At 54.3% G+C, this 17,872-nt stretch carries 19 protein-coding genes, 3 tRNA genes and 1 other RNA gene; 12 read left to right on the plus strand and 11 right to left on the minus strand.

Annotated features, from left to right (window positions below):
* Nucleotides 1–19: 19 nt before the first annotated feature.
* Together gltA and FH039_RS10510 are read right to left on the minus strand one after the other, a co-directional pair.
* A complete protein-coding gene (gene gltA / locus FH039_RS10505; RefSeq protein WP_139681282.1) occupies nt 20–1,459 on the minus strand; it encodes an NADPH-dependent glutamate synthase in 1,440 nt (479 codons plus the stop codon).
* A complete protein-coding gene (locus tag FH039_RS10510; RefSeq protein WP_139681283.1) occupies nt 1,460–2,302 on the minus strand; it encodes a sulfide/dihydroorotate dehydrogenase-like FAD/NAD-binding protein in 843 nt (280 codons plus the stop codon). It abuts the gene before it with no gap.
* A gap of 204 nt (nt 2,303–2,506) precedes the next feature.
* On the opposite strand from FH039_RS10510, the gene FH039_RS10515 reads away from it, so the two are divergent.
* On the plus strand, nt 2,507–3,292 hold the full coding sequence (locus FH039_RS10515; protein ID WP_139681828.1) for a 4-phosphopantoate--beta-alanine ligase: 786 nt from the start codon (nt 2,507–2,509) through the stop codon (nt 3,290–3,292).
* 2 nt (nt 3,293–3,294) lie between these two features.
* Here the strand turns inward: FH039_RS10515 and FH039_RS10520 are convergent, their stop codons facing one another.
* On the minus strand, nt 3,295–4,026 hold the full coding sequence (locus tag FH039_RS10520; RefSeq protein ID WP_058938382.1) for a helix-turn-helix domain-containing protein: 732 nt from the start codon (nt 4,024–4,026) through the stop codon (nt 3,295–3,297).
* A 102-nt stretch (nt 4,027–4,128) separates the two neighbouring features.
* Between FH039_RS10520 and dph5 the strand changes: the two genes are divergently transcribed.
* Together dph5 and FH039_RS10530 are read left to right on the plus strand one after the other, a co-directional pair.
* Complete coding sequence (gene dph5 / locus FH039_RS10525) at nt 4,129–4,923, plus strand: diphthine synthase (RefSeq protein ID WP_139681829.1); 795 nt, start codon at nt 4,129–4,131, stop codon at nt 4,921–4,923.
* Between the two features lie 42 nt (nt 4,924–4,965).
* Nucleotides 4,966–5,043, plus strand: a tRNA-Val gene (locus tag FH039_RS10530).
* An 823-nt stretch (nt 5,044–5,866) separates the two neighbouring features.
* Here the strand turns inward: FH039_RS10530 and FH039_RS10535 are convergent.
* The 5 genes from FH039_RS10535 to ffs form a co-directional block, all read right to left on the minus strand.
* Nucleotides 5,867–5,944 (minus strand) — tRNA-Gly (locus tag FH039_RS10535).
* A gap of 8 nt (nt 5,945–5,952) precedes the next feature.
* Nucleotides 5,953–6,029: transfer RNA gene (locus tag FH039_RS10540), tRNA-Phe, on the minus strand.
* 89 nt (nt 6,030–6,118) lie between these two features.
* Nucleotides 6,119–6,838, minus strand: a complete 720-nt coding sequence (gene queC, locus FH039_RS10545) for a 7-cyano-7-deazaguanine synthase QueC (protein ID WP_139681830.1) — start codon at nt 6,836–6,838, stop codon at nt 6,119–6,121.
* Between the two features lie 155 nt (nt 6,839–6,993).
* The gene (locus FH039_RS10550; RefSeq protein WP_139681284.1) at nt 6,994–7,899 is read right to left on the minus strand and encodes a dihydroorotate dehydrogenase; all 906 of its coding nucleotides are present in this window, start codon (nt 7,897–7,899) and stop codon (nt 6,994–6,996) included.
* A 96-nt stretch (nt 7,900–7,995) separates the two neighbouring features.
* Nucleotides 7,996–8,309, minus strand: an RNA gene (gene ffs, locus FH039_RS10555) — signal recognition particle sRNA.
* Nucleotides 8,310–8,433: 124 nt separating this feature from the next.
* Between ffs and FH039_RS10560 the strand changes: the two genes are divergently transcribed.
* From FH039_RS10560 to FH039_RS10575, 4 genes are read left to right on the plus strand one after another with little or no spacing between them, the layout of a single operon-like run.
* Nucleotides 8,434–9,870 carry an FAD-dependent oxidoreductase gene (locus FH039_RS10560; RefSeq protein ID WP_139681285.1) on the plus strand — a complete coding sequence of 479 codons (1,437 nt, stop codon included), beginning with the start codon at nt 8,434–8,436 and terminating at the stop codon, nt 9,868–9,870.
* Nucleotides 9,867–10,373 (plus strand): 4Fe-4S dicluster domain-containing protein, encoded by a 507-nt coding sequence (locus FH039_RS10565; RefSeq protein ID WP_139681286.1) that lies wholly within the window; start codon nt 9,867–9,869, stop codon nt 10,371–10,373. The genes FH039_RS10560 and FH039_RS10565 overlap by 4 nt, the downstream gene beginning before the upstream one ends.
* Nucleotides 10,370–10,642 carry a (2Fe-2S)-binding protein gene (locus FH039_RS10570; protein WP_139681287.1) on the plus strand — a complete coding sequence of 91 codons (273 nt, stop codon included), beginning with the start codon at nt 10,370–10,372 and terminating at the stop codon, nt 10,640–10,642. The genes FH039_RS10565 and FH039_RS10570 overlap by 4 nt, the downstream gene beginning before the upstream one ends.
* Nucleotides 10,635–11,801, plus strand: coding sequence for an NAD(P)/FAD-dependent oxidoreductase (locus FH039_RS10575; protein ID WP_139681288.1), 1,167 nt, complete (start codon nt 10,635–10,637; stop codon nt 11,799–11,801). Before FH039_RS10570 ends, FH039_RS10575 begins: the two co-directional genes overlap by 8 nt.
* A 5-nt stretch (nt 11,802–11,806) precedes the next feature.
* Here FH039_RS10575 and FH039_RS12505 read toward each other — a convergent pair whose 3' ends face one another.
* From FH039_RS12505 to FH039_RS10590, 3 genes are read right to left on the minus strand one after another with little or no spacing between them, the layout of a single operon-like run.
* A complete protein-coding gene (locus FH039_RS12505) occupies nt 11,807–12,064 on the minus strand; it encodes a type II toxin-antitoxin system VapC family toxin (protein ID WP_139681289.1) in 258 nt (85 codons plus the stop codon).
* Nucleotides 12,061–12,249, minus strand: coding sequence for a PIN domain-containing protein (locus tag FH039_RS12510; protein ID WP_168188403.1), 189 nt, complete (start codon nt 12,247–12,249; stop codon nt 12,061–12,063). Before FH039_RS12510 ends, FH039_RS12505 begins: the two co-directional genes overlap by 4 nt.
* Nucleotides 12,239–12,448, minus strand: coding sequence for a hypothetical protein (locus FH039_RS10590; protein ID WP_139681291.1), 210 nt, complete (start codon nt 12,446–12,448; stop codon nt 12,239–12,241). The genes FH039_RS12510 and FH039_RS10590 overlap by 11 nt, the downstream gene beginning before the upstream one ends.
* A 98-nt stretch (nt 12,449–12,546) precedes the next feature.
* Between FH039_RS10590 and pyrH the strand changes: the two genes are divergently transcribed.
* From pyrH to FH039_RS10615, 5 genes are all read left to right on the plus strand, one after another.
* Nucleotides 12,547–13,224: a UMP kinase gene (gene pyrH, locus FH039_RS10595; RefSeq protein ID WP_139681831.1), complete on the plus strand. Its 678-nt coding sequence runs from the start codon at nt 12,547–12,549 to the stop codon at nt 13,222–13,224.
* 79 nt (nt 13,225–13,303) lie between these two features.
* A complete protein-coding gene (locus tag FH039_RS10600) occupies nt 13,304–15,973 on the plus strand; it encodes a pentapeptide repeat-containing protein (protein ID WP_139681292.1) in 2,670 nt (889 codons plus the stop codon).
* A gap of 45 nt (nt 15,974–16,018) precedes the next feature.
* Nucleotides 16,019–16,228 carry a hypothetical protein gene (locus tag FH039_RS10605; protein WP_139681293.1) on the plus strand — a complete coding sequence of 70 codons (210 nt, stop codon included), beginning with the start codon at nt 16,019–16,021 and terminating at the stop codon, nt 16,226–16,228.
* Entirely contained in the window at nt 16,225–16,491 is a 267-nt protein-coding gene (locus tag FH039_RS10610; RefSeq protein ID WP_139681294.1) for a type II toxin-antitoxin system RelE family toxin, read from the plus strand. Before FH039_RS10605 ends, FH039_RS10610 begins: the two co-directional genes overlap by 4 nt.
* A 60-nt stretch (nt 16,492–16,551) precedes the next feature.
* On the plus strand, nt 16,552–17,871 hold the full coding sequence (locus tag FH039_RS10615) for an NAD(P)/FAD-dependent oxidoreductase (RefSeq protein ID WP_139681832.1): 1,320 nt from the start codon (nt 16,552–16,554) through the stop codon (nt 17,869–17,871).
* Nucleotide 17,872: the final 1 nt, after the last annotated feature.

The following is a 17,872-nucleotide window of genomic DNA, read 5'->3' on the forward strand; positions in this document are numbered from 1 at the left end:
GCGGAAAGAAAGAAAGGGATCAGGCGTTGGCCTTTTTGCCCCTTATGTATTCGTCTATCGCCTTTGCAGCCTTCTTTCCGTCTCCCATGGCAAGGATAACCGTTGCCTCTCCCCTTATCGCGTCGCCGCCTGCGAAGACTCCCGGGATGCTGGTCATGAGGTTCTCGTCGACGATCAGCGTTCCGTCCGGGTTTGCCTTAAATCCACTGGCCTCAACGAGTATCCTGTTCGGCTCAAGGCCGATTGCTATGATGACGGTGTCGGCTTCGAGGGTCACGTACTCGCCGGTTCCGACTATCTTCCTCTTTCCGCGCCTGTCCCTCTCCTCGAGCGGGCGCATCTTCTCGAACTTAACCGCCTTAACCTTGCCGTTCTCGTCGCCTATGAACTCCACCGGGGTGAGGAAGAACTCAAACTTGACGCCCTCCTCCTCGGCGTGGCCTATCTCCTCTACCCTGGCCGTCATGTCCTCCCTTCCGCGGCGGTAGGCGATTGTGACCTCGGCACCGAGCCTGAGCGCGGAGCGCGCCGCGTCCATAGCGGTGTTTCCCGCACCGATGACTATGACCTTCTTTCCAACGGCTATCGGTGTGTCGTACTCTGGGAACAGGTAGGCCTTCATGAGGTTGACCCTGGTGAGGAACTCGTTGGCGCTGTAAATCCTGTCGAGCAGTATTCCCGGTATGTTCAGCAGCTTGGGTGTTCCAGCCCCGGTGCCTATGAAGACGGCGTCGTACTCTTGTAGGAGCTCCTCGATGGTGACGGTCTTGCCGACGATGTAGTTGGTCTTGACCTCGACCCCGAGCTTCTCAAGTTTCTCCAGCTCGGTCTTGAGGATGTCCTTCGGGAGCCTGAACTCTGGGATGCCGTACATGAGAACTCCGCCCGCCTCGTGGAGGGCCTCAAAAATGGTGACCTTGTAGCCCATCTTCGCCAGCTCGAGGGCACAGGTCAGACCGGCGGGTCCAGCTCCGACGACCGCCACCTTGACCTTTCTGTTACTCTCGGCTATGAACTCCTCGAGAAGCTCTTGGTCGATTCCCCTCTCGCGTGCGTAGTCAGCCACGAACCTCTCGAGCTTGCCGATGTTTATCGGGTCTCCGACCTTGCCCATGACGCACGGGGCCTCACACTGGTCCTCCTGCGGGCAGACACGGCCGGTAACTGCCGGCAGGGTGTTGTCGTTCCATATGACGCGCAGAGCGTTCTTGACGGCCTCGTCCGGGTTGTCCGCGTTCTCGCGGAGGGCCTTCAGGAAGCCGGGAATGTTGATGTGAACCGGGCAGCCCTTGATGCACGGTGCGTACTCCGGCGGGCACTGTATGCAGCGCTCCGCCTCCTTCAGCGCGGATGCGAAGTCGTAGCCGAGGTTGACCTCAACGAAGCTTTTAATGCGCTCCTCAACGGGTTTCTCGGGTGTAGGAACGCGCTCCTTGATGAGCTTTGGCTTTACCGCCATTCAGACCACCCCCCTGGACTCGAGGTAGTGCTTTTTGGCTATCTCCTGCTCGCGGACGAAGCGGGAGTCACGCCTTATGACGTCGTCCCAGTCCACCTTGTGGGCGTCGAACATCGGCCCGTCCCTGCAGGCGAACTTTATCTCGCCGTCGTAGAGTATCCTGCAGGAGCCGCACATGCCGGTTCCGTCCACCATTATCTGCCTGACGGTGACTATGGTCGGAATTCCATACTCCCTGGTCAGCTCGGCGAGCTTCTTGAGACTTCCGAGTTTTCCCCCGCCGAAGACTATGTCCACCTTGTCCTTCTCGATGAGCTCCCTCAGAACGTCGAGGTAGTGTCCCTTGATTCCGCGCGAGCCGTCCTCCGTGGTGAGGTAGTGCTCGTCGGCGACGGGCTTCGCCAGGAACTTCTCGGGGTAGGAGTGGGCTTTGTCCTCGAAGGTCTGTATCGAGATCGTGTAGTTGCCGGCCTCCTTCATCGCCTTGAGCGTGGCGTAGTTCTCGGCCTGGCCGCAGACGGCATCGGAGACGAAGACGACGTTCCCGTAGTACTTGACCTCAATTGGCATCCCGAGCGGGCCCGCGACCGCGTAGAGGGAGTCGCCAACGTCGAAGTTGTCCCAGAGGTCGAAGGTGGTCTTCCCGTGCCTCCTGATGAACATTCCAAGCCTTCCGGTTTCCCTGTCGGCGTAGTAGATGGACATTGGAATCCTCTCGCCCCTCTTGTGTATCATCAAAACGACGAACTGGCCCGGCTTCCATGCTTTGGCCACATGTGGCGCCTCAACCTCCATAAAGAAATCCCTTACATCCAGTTCTTCTTTCGCGGTAATTCGGTACATGGATGAAACCTCCCGTACATATGAACAGTTTTGTTCACCTTTAGTTTTGAACTTCGGGTTTATAACAGTTTTTTGAACCAAAGGTTTGGAACCCATTTTCGCCCGAAATAAGCCCGGAGCGTCCTTTTTTCAAGCAGGCAGGGGAGACATTTTAGATTGGGAAGCCTTTTTAGCATGAGCACATAACCCCAATCGGTGATTGAGATGGTGGAGATACCGAAGAGCCACCCACGCTACTGGAGTTTATACTACAGGGAGAAGATCATCGAGGGAATGGAGAAGGGGATGACGGCCAAAGCGGGCCTCATAGCCCACGGCCGCGGTGAGGCTTTCGACTACCTCATAGGCGAGAAGACCATAGAGCCGGCCGAGAGGGCCATGCGCGCCGCCATCGCGAAGCTGATACTGGCAAAGCACCCGGTTATCTCGGTCAACGGCAACGTCGCGGCACTCGTCCCAAAGGAGACGATAGAGCTGGCAAAAGCGCTGAACGCCAAGCTCGAGATAAACCTCTTCTACCGCACGGAGGAGCGCGTTAGAGCTATAGCGAAGGAGCTGAGGAAGCACGACCCCGGCGTGGAGCTCCTCGGAATAAACCCCACGAAGCGCATCCCCGGCCTGGAGCACGAGAGGGGGAAGGTCGACGAAGAAGGCATCTGGAAGGCCGACGTGGTGGTTGTCCCGCTGGAGGACGGCGACAGGACGGAGGCCCTCGTCAGAATGGGCAAGTTCGTGATCACCATTGACCTGAACCCGCTTTCCCGCTCGGCGAGGATGGCGGACATAACGATAGTCGACAACATAGTCCGCGCGTATCCGAGGATGACTGAACTGGCCAGGGAGATGAAGGACTACAGCAGGGAGGAGCTCCTCGCTATACTGGAGGAGTACAACAACGAAAAAACACTGGGCGATGTGCTCATCCACATGGAGCAACGGCTGACCAAGCTGGCCGAAGGAGGGGTCTGGAGGAAGAAGACGCTGGAGTGAGCTCAGAACTCCTTCTCCGTCTTTTCCACCAGCCTTCTGAGGCCGGCAATGAGCTCCGCCTCACTTCCAACGTTCGATATCACCAGCGGAACCCTCTCGCGCTCGGCCAGTTTCACCGCGAGCTCGTCGAGTTTTTTAACGCCGTGAAGGACGACAACTGCCGGCTTGAGTCCCTGAACGCGAACCGCTATCATCGGGCTCCTTCCGGTGGTGACCTTGGTGAATATCAGCGCCCTTTCGGTCGTCCAGCCATACAGCTTGAGGAACTCCTCGCTGCTCATCTCGAGGATCGCCTTTATGCTGTCGACGACCGTGTAGCCGTAGATGCGCCTGTCGAGGAGGTGCATGTTGGCGACGACCTCCCCCCTGACGGCCCCAACGAGATCCTTTATGGTTATCGGAAGGGCGAACTCCCTGATGTCGAGTATGGCGCTCGTGGGAAGCTCGCTGCCGAGGGTCTTGCTGAACGCACGGATCACGTTTCCACCGCGCTTCTCGTCTATCTCGAGGAGGGCCTCGACGAACTTCCGTATCGTGGACGCGCCGGGGCTCTTTCTCCTGCCGCCCTCGTAGTCGCTTATGACCGAAGAAGAGACGCCAAGGTATTCGGCCAGCTCCGTCTGGCTGATTCCGAATATCTCACGCCATTTGCGCATGGTTTTACCGGGGTCGGAGGAGAGGGTTATTTCCCCCGCTATCCTCTTTGCCAGGGCTTCTTTCTCCTTTTCAAGCATGTTGGTAAAGTGTTCGTCAATCGTTATAAGCTTTTCGGCAATTGCCTAACACCCTTCCCTCAAGCTTAAAAACTCCCCGCCCTACGCTCCCCGGTGAGGCTCATGGCGATATACTTCATAGGGCTTGGCCTTTACGACGAGAAGGACATCACGCTCAAGGGGCTTGAAACCGCCAGAAAGTGCGATCTAGTCTTCGCCGAGTTCTACACGTCATTGCTAGCCGGGACAACGCTGGACCGGGTCGAGGAGCTCATCGGGAAGCCAATCCGGCGGCTGAGCAGGGAGGAGGTTGAGCTCTACTTCGAGCACATCGTGCTGAGCGAAGCTAAGGAGAGAGATGTGGCCTTTCTGACCGCCGGCGATCCGATGGTGGCGACGACGCACTCCGACCTCAGGATAAGGGCCAAGGAGCTCGGAATCGAGAGCTACGTCATCCACGCCCCGAGCATCTACTCGGCGATAGCGATAACCGGACTGCAGATATACAAGTTTGGCAAGAGCGCAACCGTCGCCTATCCGGAGAAGAACTGGTTCCCCACGAGCCACTACGACGTGATAAAGGAGAACATGGCAAGAAACCTGCACACGATGCTCTTCCTCGACATAAAGGCCGAGCAGAACCGCTACATGACGGCCAACGAGGCGATGGAGATACTCCTCCAGGTGGAGGAGATGAAGAAAGAAAACGTCTTCACCCCAGACACGCTGGTCGTGGTTTTGGCGAGGGCCGGCTCCCTGAACCCGACGCTCAGGGCGGGATACGTCAGGGACATGCTCAAAGAGGACTTTGGAAGGCAGCCCCACGTGATGGTCGTTCCGGGCAGGCTCCACATAGTGGAGGCGGAGTACCTGGTGGCCTTCGCGGGGGCCCCGAAAGAGATACTCGACGGAATCTAGCGAAAGCTTTATATTTCTCTCCCCACCCATTATTCCGGGGACGGGCCCGTGGTCTAGCCTGGTTATGACGCCGCCCTCACACGGCGGAGGTCCGGGGTTCGAACCCCCGCGGGCCCACCAGTTACAAACTTCGCCTGCGCGAAGTTTGATCAAGGTTCGTAGCTCCTCTTAAAAAGCAGATTCTGAGTGATTTTCTACCCAAACGGTTGGTTCAAGCGTGAGAACCCTCCAAGTGCTCCCTTAATATGGGGGTTTAACTCTAAATCGACGCCCGAAGGGCGTCAAAAGAGAGCAAACCCCGTGCCAAGGTCTGTTTAAACGTGTTCTCCTTGAGAAAAACGAGCCTTCTGAGTGCAAAATCCTTGTATTATGGTCTTTTTAGAGGGTGAGCTACTAACTTTTGGTGAAGCTTTTTCCAAAAGCTTCAGCGCTGGCGGAAGATTGGGTGCCTTTTTGGAATTTGCCAACTGTTCATGTGGGTTTATCCCCAATTTGCTCTTTTGGGAGTGTTCCACCTTTAAACGGCGTCCAAAGGACGCCTTCTTGAGTGAAACACTCTCCAAAAAGCACGTGGAAAAGAAACCCAACTCAAAAGGGACACTTTAGAAAATGCATCTTGTTTTCCGCCAGCGCTTGCAAAGGAAGCTTTTGGAAAAAGCTTCACCAAAAGTTCGTGATTCCCGTTAAGGCTCCTTTGCGGAGGGGATTTCAAGTCCAAACTGACCTTTGAAAGACTGAATCCACTGGACTAAAGCGTTTTCCACACGGGTTCCACTTAAACCGCGCTCCTTCGGAGCGCAAAAACCCTTGAACCCCTACAAAAAGGGCATCTCTGTTATGGATTCATTCTCTCAAAAACAACTCGTAAAGAAATCCACCCAAAAAACGCTTTTTCAAAAGGAATCATAAACCTTGATCAAACTTCGCGCAGGCGAAGTTTGTGTGGTGCGGTGGCCGGGATTTGAACCCGGGTCACCGGCTTGGAAGGCCGGTGTCCTAGACCAGGCTAGACTACCACCGCACAGAAAGTGGTGGGGCGAGGGGGATTTGAACCCCCGACACCCGGATCTTCAGTCCGGCGCTCTCCCAGGCTGAGCTACCGCCCCACGCCCAAAGATAAGGGGCAGACAGAGATTTATAAATCTTGCGGTGGGCCGGGGCGAGACTGCACTGCTGTGGGGATTTTGAGCGGACGTCATATCTTCGGCTCAACCGCGTAAACGGTCCTGTCCTCTCCGATGGCTCCAATCAGACCGCGGTGGCGCCTCACACAGCTCTCGCATTCGCCGCAGTGTATCGGTTTGCCGTCCTCGGTGAAGCCCTTCGGCATGTAGCAAGAGTTGGAGTACTCGTACTTAGCGTCCAGCTCCCTCAGAAGCCTGGCTATGCCCTTCTTGTCGAGGTCTATGAGCGGTGCAACGACTTTTACCTCTGCCATGGTGCCGTACTTCAGCATCTCGTTCATCTTCTCAACGAATTCAGGCGTGTTGTCCGGAAAGGTTGCCCCCTCCTCGGCGTTGAAGCCGACTATTATGTCCCCTCCGCCAAGGGCATCGAGGAGCGAAGCCGCGACCGCTATTAGAACCACGTTTCTCGCCGGAACCCAGACGCTCTTGGCGGTCTCCTGTGCAACTTCCATGTCCTCGAGCTCCTGGGCTGTGACCCTTGGCGTCTCTCCCCCAACGAGCGTCGTTCCCCTCAGCTTCGAGAACTCCTCGAGGAAGTCAAGGCGAACTATCTTCAGCGGAACATCCAGCTCTTTCGAGAAGAACTCGGCAACTCTGTTCGTAACGCGCTCCTCATTGCTTCCGTAGTTGATTACCAGCATCATGACCTCATCGTAGTTCCTCTTCGCCCAGTAGAGGCAGGCGGTACTGTCAAGTCCGCCGGAGAACAAAACCACCGCGCGCTTCATTTTTCTCACCCAGCTCAAATCCAATTTTGATGGCTTAAAGTTTTCTGGAAGTTTGATGTCACTTGTAGCCTCATTGAGCGCTTCTTCTGTGGCTTTTTCTATTTCTTCGGGACTCAGATCTCTTCCCAATGAGACTGTTTTCCACCTCTTCATGTTTATTCCTCCAGCGCCAGACCGACTATATCATTCACACCCGAAAAGCCCTCGCTTTCGAGGTATGCTTTGATGCCCTCGTTTATCTCCCGGAATACTCCCCAGCCGCGGAGAGAGACGGCTGTGCCGATCTGGAGGGCCGAGGCGCCGGCGAGCAGAAACTCTACGGCATCCCGCCAGGTGGTTATGCCTCCGATTCCAATAACCGGGATTTCAAGAGTTCTCGCGAGGTCGTAGACGGCCCTTAGAGCTACCGGCTTCACTCCGGGCCCCGAATAACCGCCGACGCGGTTACTGAGAATCGGCCTTTTCGCGTAGACGTCAATGGCGATGGCTTTCAGCGTGTTTATTGCCGAGACCGCATCGGCTTCAGCTTTCTCGGCGGCAAGACCGAGCTTCGTAATGTCGTCTATGTTCGGCGTCAGTTTCGCTATAACTGGTTTATCGGTGGCGTCCTTAACGGCCTTAACGACTTCATAGACGTTCTCCGGATTTTGGCCTATCTCCATGCCGTAGCCCTTCGCATGGGGACAGCTGAGGTTGAGCTCGAAGGCATCTGCCACATCGCTCAGTTTTTCGGCGAGAAAGGCGAACTCATAAGGCGTTCCTCCGAAAATCGAGACTATCAGCGGGAAGTCAAAGGTGTATCCTTCCACCATCTCCAGGAAGCCCTTCCAACCTGGGTTGGGAAGGCCCATCGCGTTTATCAGCCCGTAGGGGAGCTCGACGATGGTTGGATTATCGTAACCCGCCCTCGGTTCGATTCCGATGGACTTGGTAACGACCCCGCCGGCGCCCTCCTCGTGCGCCCTAATCCACTGTTCTGGAACCTTGTCGTTTACCCCCGAGGCAAGAATGAGCGGGTTCTCGAACCTTATCCCGAAAAGCTCCACTTCAAGGCTCGCCATCTTGACACCCCAAAGGCAAAAGATGTCGCTGGACTATTAAGGTTTTGCATTTTCCACGCATACAGAACATCGCGAATCCAGAAGCACTGTTAGTGGCGGCGGGCGCGCCCGGGGGTGGGAACCCTCCACCGTCCCCTTCCACCGGGGCTCGCTCACCCCCGCTACCCCACGAGCGCCGAACGTCCCGCCTACCGCTGCTCCCTTCCGGGCCTGGCGGGGTTCGGCGGGTAAAGGGCGTTAGTCCGGCCCTCCAGCCGGACCCCGCCCACCGCCGGCCCCGTGGGACGAGGGATCACCGTTGTGCCCCGGCTTCCGGGGACGGCTTCGGGAACCGCCCCCCGGGCTTCGGCCCCGGCATGTCGACGGTTTCCGGTTACAGGGGACGCCGAACCCCCCGGCCTAGCCCGCCGCCAGCTAACTTATCCGCCGCCCGATATATAAAGCTTTGGGAGTCCCTGAAACCAAAGGTGAAGAACCTTCGGATTGAAAAATTTTCATAAATGCGTGAACGAATAGGTGCATGGGTGATACACCGTGCGCTTAACTGAGCATCCTGTTCTGCGTTTTGAGCGTGGCAGGGAGGTTACAATATACTTTGAAGGACGGCCGATCAGAGCATACGAGGGGGAAACCATAGCCACTGCTCTTCACGCCGCTGGAATCAGGGTTCTCAACTATTCAGCCAACGAAAAGCGCCCCAGGGGTCTCTTCTGCGCGATAGGCAAGTGCTCCTCCTGCCTGATGGTCGTGAACGGAATCCCCAATGTCAGAACGTGCATAACCCTCGTCGAGGATGGAATGAGGATCGAGCCCCAGCACGGGAAGGCCAAACTGCCGAGGGAGGCTAAGCCTCCGGAGTTCAAGGAGGCAAAGGTAGTAAGGGCGGACATCGTGATAATCGGTGGCGGGCCGGCAGGCCTGATGGCGGCGATTCACGCGGCCGATGCCGGGGCGAGCGTCGTTCTCCTTGATGAAAACCCCATGCTCGGCGGCCAGCTCGTCAAGCAGACCCACAAGTTCTTCGGCAAGCGGGAACAGTTTGCGGGAGTCAGGGGTGTGGAGATAGCGAAAATCCTTGAGGACGAGGTCAGGAAGAGGGAGAACGTCGAGGTCTTCCTCGAAACCTCCGCCGTCGGCATCTTTCAGGAGGGCGACGAGAAGCTCGTTCTGGCCGTCAGAAACAACCGCGAGCTGATAGAGTTCCGTGGAAGGGCGGTTATCGTGGCAACCGGCGCGATGGAGAAGATGATACCATTCGAGAACAACGATTTACCGGGGATCTACGGTGCCGGCGCGATTCAGACGCTCATGAACACTTACGGCGTCAAGCCCGGCGATAAGGTTCTAATCGTTGGAGCCGGAAACGTGGGACTTATTCTGGCGTATCAGCTCATTCAGGCCGGCGTTGAGGTGAAGGCGATAGTCGAGGCCATGCCGAAAGTAGGCGGCTACTTCGTGCACGCGGCGAAGGTCAGGCGCCTGGGCGTTCCGATACTCACGAGGCACACCATCCTGCGCGCCGAGGGCAGGGAGAAGGTCGAGAGGGCCGTCGTTGCCCAGCTCGATGAGAACTGGCGGGTCATTCCTGGAACGGAGAGAACCTTTGAGGTCGACGTCATAGCGCTCGCCGTTGGCCTGAGGCCCAGCATCGAGCTCCTCCACCAGGCCGGCTGTCAGATACGCTACGTCCGCGAGCTCAGCGGGCACGTGGCAGTTCGCGACGAGTGGATGGAGACCACAGTCAGGGGAATCTTTGTTGCCGGCGATTCGGCCGGAATAGAGGAGGCCACAACTGCAATGCTCGAAGGAAAGATAGCGGGCATAGCCGCCGCCCTGAGGCTCGGCATAGCTGACGAGGGCTGGCTCAAGGAGATGGAGAAGGCTCAGAAAGACCTCCTGGAGTTCCGCTCCGGGCCCTTCGGCAGGCACGTGCTTGAGGGAATTAAGAAGGCCCTGGTGGTGAGAGAATGAGTGAAATTCCCTCCTACCTCAGAACCGGCTACATCACCCCGGAAGAGCTTGAAAAGTTCATTCCAATGCCGAGCGAGGAGAGGCTGAGGAAGAGGCCCGTTGCCGTTCCGGAGTGCCCGCAGGAGATACCCTGCGCCCCGTGCAGGGAGATATGTCCCACCGGAGCAATAAGCATGCCCACCCCGAACGATTTACCAATAGTGGACTACGAGGAGTGCATCGGCTGCTCCCTCTGCGTGCAAATCTGCCCCGGTCTGGCCTTCTTCATGGTGCACTACGTGGGCGACAAGGCGAGGATAACGATGCCCCACGAGCTCCTTCCGGTTCCCGAGAAGGGCGAGGAGGTCGTTCTCCTCAACAGGGTCGGCGAGCCGGTCGGGAAGGGAAGGGTGCTCACCGTCGTGCCGAGGGAGAAGAGCAAAGGCGATACTCCGATAATCATCGTCGAGGTGCCGATAGAGCTGGCCTGGGACGTCAGGGCTGTTAAGGTGGTGAGAGAATGAGCGGAAAGAAAATCGTCTGCCGCTGTAACGACGTCACCGTTGAAGATGTCGAAGCGCTAATCGATTCCGGCGTCACGGACATCGAGGAACTGAAACGGCTCCTCCGCATAGGAATGGGTCCCTGCCAAGGGAGGACCTGCATTCCCATAGTGCTCTCGATCCTCGCAAGGAAGACCGGGAGGAGGCAGGAGGAGATACCGCTTCCAAGGGCAAGGGTTCCGATTCGGCCCGTTCGCGTAGAGGTCATAGTGGGTGGTGCCGATGAGTAAAATCGCCGTAATCGGCGGGGGAATAATAGGCGTGGCAACGGCCTACGAGCTGGCCAAGCTCGGGGAAGATGTCATCCTCTTCGAGAAGAACTACTTCGGCTCCGGCTCGACCTTCCGCTGCGCCACCGGAATCCGTGCCCAGTTCACCGACGAGGCCAACATCAGGCTCATGAAGCACTCCGTTGAGAGATGGGAGGGGCTTGAGGAGGAGCTGGGGAGCGACATCGTCTTCAGGCAGACCGGCTATCTGTTCCTCGCCACGAGCGAGGAAGAGGTTGAGGCCTTTAAGGCCAACATAAGGCTCCAGAACAAATTCGGCGTCCCGACCAGGCTCATCGATATGGATGAGGCCAGGGAGATAGTGCCCATCCTCAACACCGAGCCCTTCCTAGCTGGAGCATGGAACCCGAAGGACGGAAAGGCGAACCCCTTCAAGACGCTCTTCGCTTACCTCTTCCGGGCCAGGGAGCTCGGTGTTGACGCGAGGGGGCACACCGAGGTTATAGGCTTTGAGCGCGCGGGTGATGCCATAACCGCCGTGAAGTTCAGGAGCAACGGGAAGGTCGAGAGCGTCAGAGTTGACGCAGTTCTGAACGCGGCCAACGCATGGGCGCCGCTCATCAACGAGATGGCCGGCCTCAGCAGAGGCCTCGTTCCGATTACGGCCTACAAGCACCAGCTCGTCAAGACCGAGCCGCTCGAACCCGGCCAGGTTGAACCGCTGGTCTGCCCCCCGAGCTGGAACGACGCCTACATAATCCAGGACGGGGAGGACGGCGGAATAATCTGCGGTGCCGGAATAGAGCACAAAGCCAGGAGCCTCGAGGACTACGAGCCGACCTACGACTTCCTGCGCGGCGTTCTGGAGTACGCCGTCAGAATCGCCCCGCCGCTCCGCTACGCTCACGTCGTCAGGCAGTGGGCAGGATTCTACGCTAAAACTCCGGACAGCAACCCGGCCATTGGAAAGCTCCTCGAAAACTTCTACATAGCGGCAGGCTTCAGCGGGCACGGTTTCATGATGGCCCCAGCGGTGGCTCAGGCAATGGCTGAGCTGATTTCGAAGGGCCGTTCCAGGGTTCCGCTCGACTGGGAGTGGTACGACCCGTACCGCTTCGAGAGGGGTGAGCTGAGGAGCTCGGCATTCCAGATTGGATGAGCTTTTTATTCTTCCACTTTGAGAAGCTCAATTATTGGGATTTCCTGGAAGTCTTTATCAAGAGTTGCAAGCTTTGTTATTCCATTTTCGATCATGGAGCCGATTATCTTTGCGTCGTGGAGTAAAAGGCCATACTTTTCGGCAATGCTGAGTGCAAGGAATATGTCGGGATCTTTGACAACCTCCATCCGATAGCTGGCGATGAATGACAGAACTTTCTCCGTTGATTCCTGGAGGAGGGCTTTCCCCTGCTCCGTCTTCAGGAATCGTTTGAGATCGTGATATTCTTAACTCCAAGCTTTGAAGCGTTTCTCCTCAGGGTTACGTAAACGCATTCATCAATGACGGTCTCAGAAACAGCGGGGTATTCCGAAAGCGAGATGAGTCTTAGCGCCTTCTCCGTCAGCTCGGTCTCAAAAATCAGGTTCAGCAATACGCTACTGTCCACCAAGGTCGCGGTACTCCTCAAGGTACTCACGGAGTTCCCTCCACGAGGCCTTTTCCCGCTCCACGCTTTTTCTCCCCATCGCCAGAGATTTTAGGGCCTGTGCCCGGGTGAAGATTTCGACCAACTCACCGATTATTTTCCTGTCGGTTCCCTCGGGGACGCGCACCCGCACGGTGATCTCCATTTTCCACACCGGCATAGGTTCGCTCTCAATGTTGATAATGTTTTCGGAGTTTGACAGTTTAAAGGCAAGAAAAAGGTTATAAAGGGGCCTCGATTAGCATCGTGAGGGTCATCATGAGGATAGTCTTCGATATAGGCGGATCGGTTCTCGTTCCCGACGACCCGGACGTTGATTTTATCGGCAAGATGGCTTACGAGCTCATCAAGATAAGCGAGGACCACGAGGTTGCCGTTGTGGTCGGCGGCGGAAAGGTCGCCAGAAAATACATCAGGGCCGCGAAGAGCTTCACGCCCAACGAGACCTTCAAGGACTACATCGGCATACACATCACCCGCGCCAACGCGATGCTCCTCATAGCTGCCCTCGGCGAGAAGGCCTATCCCTTCGTTATCCAGGACTTCCGTAAGGCCTGGGAGGTCATCCAGCTCAAGAAGATACCGATAATGGGCGGAACTCACCCCGGCCACACGACCGATGCGGTTTCGGCTCTCCTCGCTGAGTACCTCCAGGCCGACCTTCTCGTCGTGGTGACAAACGTTGACGGCGTCTACGACAGCGACCCGAGGAAGAACCCGAACGCGAAGAAGCTCGACAGGATAACCTTCGATCAGCTCGTCGAGATAGCGATGCAGGCCGAGAGCAAAGCCGGCGGAAGCGGAGTTGTGGATGCCCTCGCCGCCAAGTTCATCCAGCGCGGCAAGATAAAGACCTACATCGTGGGCAAGAAGGACGCCTACCACCTCTTCGACGTGGTTAAGGGGAAGCACAGCGGGACTGTGGTGGAGCCGTGAGGCTTTTCTTTTGATTTTAATTGCAGATTCATTTTGAGAGCCAAAATGTTTTTATTGTCGAGTCAAGTAACATACAACCATGTGCAAGATGGAGCACTTTGGGAACTGCGACCCTGAGACAGCTGATCGGGAGTATTGTATTTTTCACAAGCCGAACAAAGACGAGAAAGATGCTGTTAAGTTCTACACGAAGTTTCTGGAGGAGTTCAGGCCGAGGGTCGAGGAAATCAAAGTTGATAAGAAGATAAAGAGGTTGGTTTTTGAGAAGCCTGTAAATGCCGCGGGATTTGTGTTTCCAGAGATTCCAGACGAACCCATTGTATATGTTGATGAGAATGGAAATGTGTGGAATCAGAGGTTTACGTTTGAGTATGCCATTTTTGAGAAGGGAGCCATTTTCTATCAATCCATTTTTGAGGGCATAATTTCATTTAGCTATGCGACATTTCAGGGGAGGTCATACTCCCTTAATGAGATAATCCGAGATAAGCCCCTTTTGGGCATAATAGGAGAACTCATCACCAATGAGATGATCCGGGATGTAAGCATGGGTGCTGTATTTGATGAGGCAGACTTTTTGGACATTGTAATTTTTGAAAATACCACCTTTAAGTCCAATGCCTCATTTTTTAGGACAAAATTCAGAAAAGGAGCATTGTTCAACTGGAGCAAATTTAGGGGAGAATTAACCGTATTTTCAAGTGTAGAGTTCTTCAGTTTTAAAGATGAGGAAGTTCTGGACAGAATGTTGTCGTTAACCACAAGTGTAAACCCCATAGAAGTTGTGATTTATTCGAAGTTAGGAATTGGGGTATCCTTTAATGGTTCTGAATTCAAGGCCAAAGCCATGTTTGACAGGACAGCATTCACAGGAGCGTCATTTATGGATGTACATTTTTTGAGGGAGTCAACGTTTGATAATGCTAACTTTAACGGGCCTGCAATTTTTATCTCTTCAGTGTTCTTGGAAGATACATCCTTCAGAAAAGCCACCTTTGAGGGGGAGGCAACGTTTTCAGGGAGTTCTCTGAATTGGGTACAAAATCTAAAACCGAGTTTGCCCATGTATGAAAAGATTAATATGCCCTCCGCAATGTTCCATGGGTTTGTAACGTTTACAGAAGCTGAATTTAATTCAATGGCTAATTTTTCCAGATGTCATTTTAAAAAAGGTGCTGACTTTGGTAATGTTAAATTCAATGCAGATGTAAATTTTCAGTGGAGTGTGTTTATGGAGGAAAACCTGAGTATAATTAATGGTAATTACCAACTTCCAGAGACGACCTTTGCCCATTCCCGCTTTAAGGGCCGGGCACACTTTAACTTTGCAACATTCGGAAAAGTTATTTTTAATTTTGTACGTTTCTTAGATCCGGTAGGCTTTCAAGGGACCATATTCAACGGACATCTTCATATTAGAGAAGCAGTTTTTGAAGACGTCCTTGCATTTTCTGCTCATAACTTTGTAGATGTTGATATAGAGGGCTCTCGCTTTCAGGGGGCTGTTATCTTTAGTGGGGCAAAACTAACAGGGGATTTCCGAATAGTTCACTCGACATTTGAGCGGGAGGTCTTGTTTGGAAAAGGTGGATATAAAGAAGAAAATTATTCTCCAATCACATTTAGTGAAAGTGTAAAATCCTTTATTATAGAGAGAACTACTTTTGAAGATTCAGTGAGCTTTCGCGATATTGAGTTCCAGGTTCCGGTCAAAATCGTTGAGTGTTCATTTAATAGTCACGTCTACTTTGATGAATCTGTGTTTAAAAATATCTGCGATCTGTCTGGAAACTTCTTTAAGTCGAAAACATCGTTCAAGGATACCATTTTTGAGGGAGACGTTATATTTGATAGGTGTTTACTTTCTGGAATTTGGGATTTTGCAGAAAAGCAGAATAGGCCATATAAATTTTACAAATCTTTGAGCTTTGATGGTGTTTCAATTTCAGGTACTGTATCATTCGTAAGTCTCAATGGTAAAGAGGGACTGGAAGAATTCGATACCAAGAAATTTGAGGGTCTCTTTAATGAACCTCGTTCAAAAATTGAAGCCGCCCGCATACAAAGGATAAGTCTTGAGAGAGAAGGCAAACGCGACGAAGCCGACAGAATGTTCGTCCTTGAAATGCGAGCCAAGAGGAAACTACGACTAGAACAAGCAAACGGTAATAGTTGGAATGCTAAAATCAGAGCAAAAACTATTAATTTTTTTGAATGGCTTCTGGGGGATCTGCCCTCGGAATACGGCACTAGCCTTGAACGAATTGCAATAGCAGTAGTGGCAGTTGTTGTATTGTTTGGCTTCTTGTATTGGCTTACGTTGGTTTCAAATATTGTGGGGATAACCAGTGTTTTCGTTATTATTTCACTGCTAATATCCATTTGGTACTATCAGACATTTGATACTTACCCTGACAAACTCGCCGAGACATTAAGATTTCCTGTTGGACTAATAATGATTATCGGAATGTTGTACACTACCGTGTCTCCTAAGGTTGACCCAATAATTGCACGCCCAGGAATATTATTATCAAATGGGACTGCAATAACACCCACGGGCGGTATTGGAAATTGTCTCGGAACACTCCTCAACGCCCTCTACTACTCTCTCGTCACCTTCACGACCCTCGGCTACGGCGATATGCACCCGACCGGCTGGCTCAAAGCCCTCAGTGCAATCGAAGCCCTAACCGGAGCCGTCTTCATGGCGCTCATCGTCGCGGTGATAGCGAGAAAATGGATGCGCTGACCCAACCCTTTTATATCTCTGTGCATAGTTAGAAACGGTGAGAGCATGGAAGCTGACCCGATAAACGTCCTCCTCTACGACATCCGCGAGATGAAGAAGAGGCTAGATGAGATGGAAAAGGAGCTCCTAAAGCTCAGGGCAAGGCTAATTGAGGAGGAAGAGGGCGAAAGCCCCGAAGAAATCGAGGCACTCGAAAGGGAAGCACTCGAGAACGGAAAAGACTGGGAAGAACTGAGGAAGGAGCTCGGCCTATGAGCTTCAGAGTAATCATCGGCAAAAGGGCCGAGAAAGGAATAAGAAACCTTCCTCCAGCGCATCTAAAGCGTTTTGCCGAGCTTGTGGAGACACTGAAAATCAACCCGGTTCCGGTGGAAAGCTTCGACGTTAAGAAGATACGCGGTTCGGAGAGGGCTTATCGCGTTAGGCTCGGCAATTACAGGGTTCTCTACACCGTTCGCTGGGATGAGGATACCGTTGTTATCTTGAAGGTTGAACCCCGCGAGAGGGCTTACCGCTGATAACCTTCGGTTAAGGCCAACTTTTTATACCTCCTCGACCTTCTTCTTCCGGTGGTGTTCATGAAAGTCGTCGTCATCGGTTCTGGCACAGCCGGAAGCAACTTCGCGCTGTTCATGCGCAAGCTCGACAGAAAGGCCGAGATAACGGTTATTGGAAAGGAGCCCACGATGCAGTACTCCCCCTGCGCCCTGCCGCACGTGATAAGCGGCACGATAGAGAAGCCCGAGGATGTCATCGTCTTCCCAAACGAGTTCTACGAGAAGCAGAAAATCAACCTCATGCTCGGAACAGAGGTTAAGGCAATAGACCGCGGGAGGAAAGTGGTTATTACGGACAAGGGCGAGGTCCCCTACGACAAGCTTGTCTTGGCGGTTGGCTCCAAAGCTTTCGTCCCGCCGATAAAGGGCGTTGAGAACGAGGGAGTATTCACCCTCAAGAGCCTCGACGACGTTAGGAAAATCAAAGCCTACATCGCCGAGAGGAAGCCGAAGAGGGCCGTTGTGATAGGGGCTGGTTTAATCGGCCTCGAAGGGGCTGAAGCATTCGCCAAGCTCGGCATGGAGGTTCTGGTTGTAGAGCTCATGGACAGGCTCATGCCAACCATGCTCGACAGGGACACCGCCAAGCTCGTCCAGAAGGAGATGGAAGAGCACGGCGTCTCCTTCCGCTTCAACGAGGGGGTCAGTGAGATAATTGGAAGTCCTGTGAAGGCTGTCAAGATCGGTGAGGAAGAGGTTCCCGCTGACCTCGTTTTGGTTGCCACAGGCGTTAGAGCGAACGTTGACCTCGCAAAGGCGGCAGGCCTTGAGGTGCACTGGGGCATAGTCGTCAACGAGCACCTCCAGACGAGCGACCCGGACATATACGCGATAGGTGACTGCGCCGAGGTAGTCGATGGCGTGACCGGCGAGAGAACCCTTAGCCAGCTCGGAACCTCCGCCGTTAGAATGGCCAAGGTCGCGGCGGAGCACATAGCCGGAAATGACGTTTCCTTCAGGCCGGTCTTCAACACGGCAATAACCGAGCTCTTCGGCCTCGAAATAGGCACCTTTGGAATAACAGAGGAGAGGGCAAAGAAAGAGGGAATAGAGGTAGCGGTCGGCAAGTTCAAGGGCTCAACGAAGCCCGAATACTATCCCGGAGGAAAGCCCATAACGGTGAAGGTCATCTTCAGGAAGTCGGACAGAAAGCTCATCGGCGCCCAGATAGTCGGCGGCGAAAGGGTTTGGGGCAGGATAATGACGCTCTCAGCTTTGGCCCAGAAGGGGGCAACGGTGGAGGATATCGTTTACCTCGAGACAGCATATGCGCCGCCGATAAGCCCGACCATCGACCCGATAACTGTTGCAGCCGAGATGGCCCTCAGGAGGTTCCGCTGAG

The sequence above is a fragment of the Thermococcus indicus genome (assembly GCF_006274605.1).
Taxonomy (GTDB): Archaea; Methanobacteriota_B; Thermococci; order Thermococcales; family Thermococcaceae; genus Thermococcus; species Thermococcus indicus.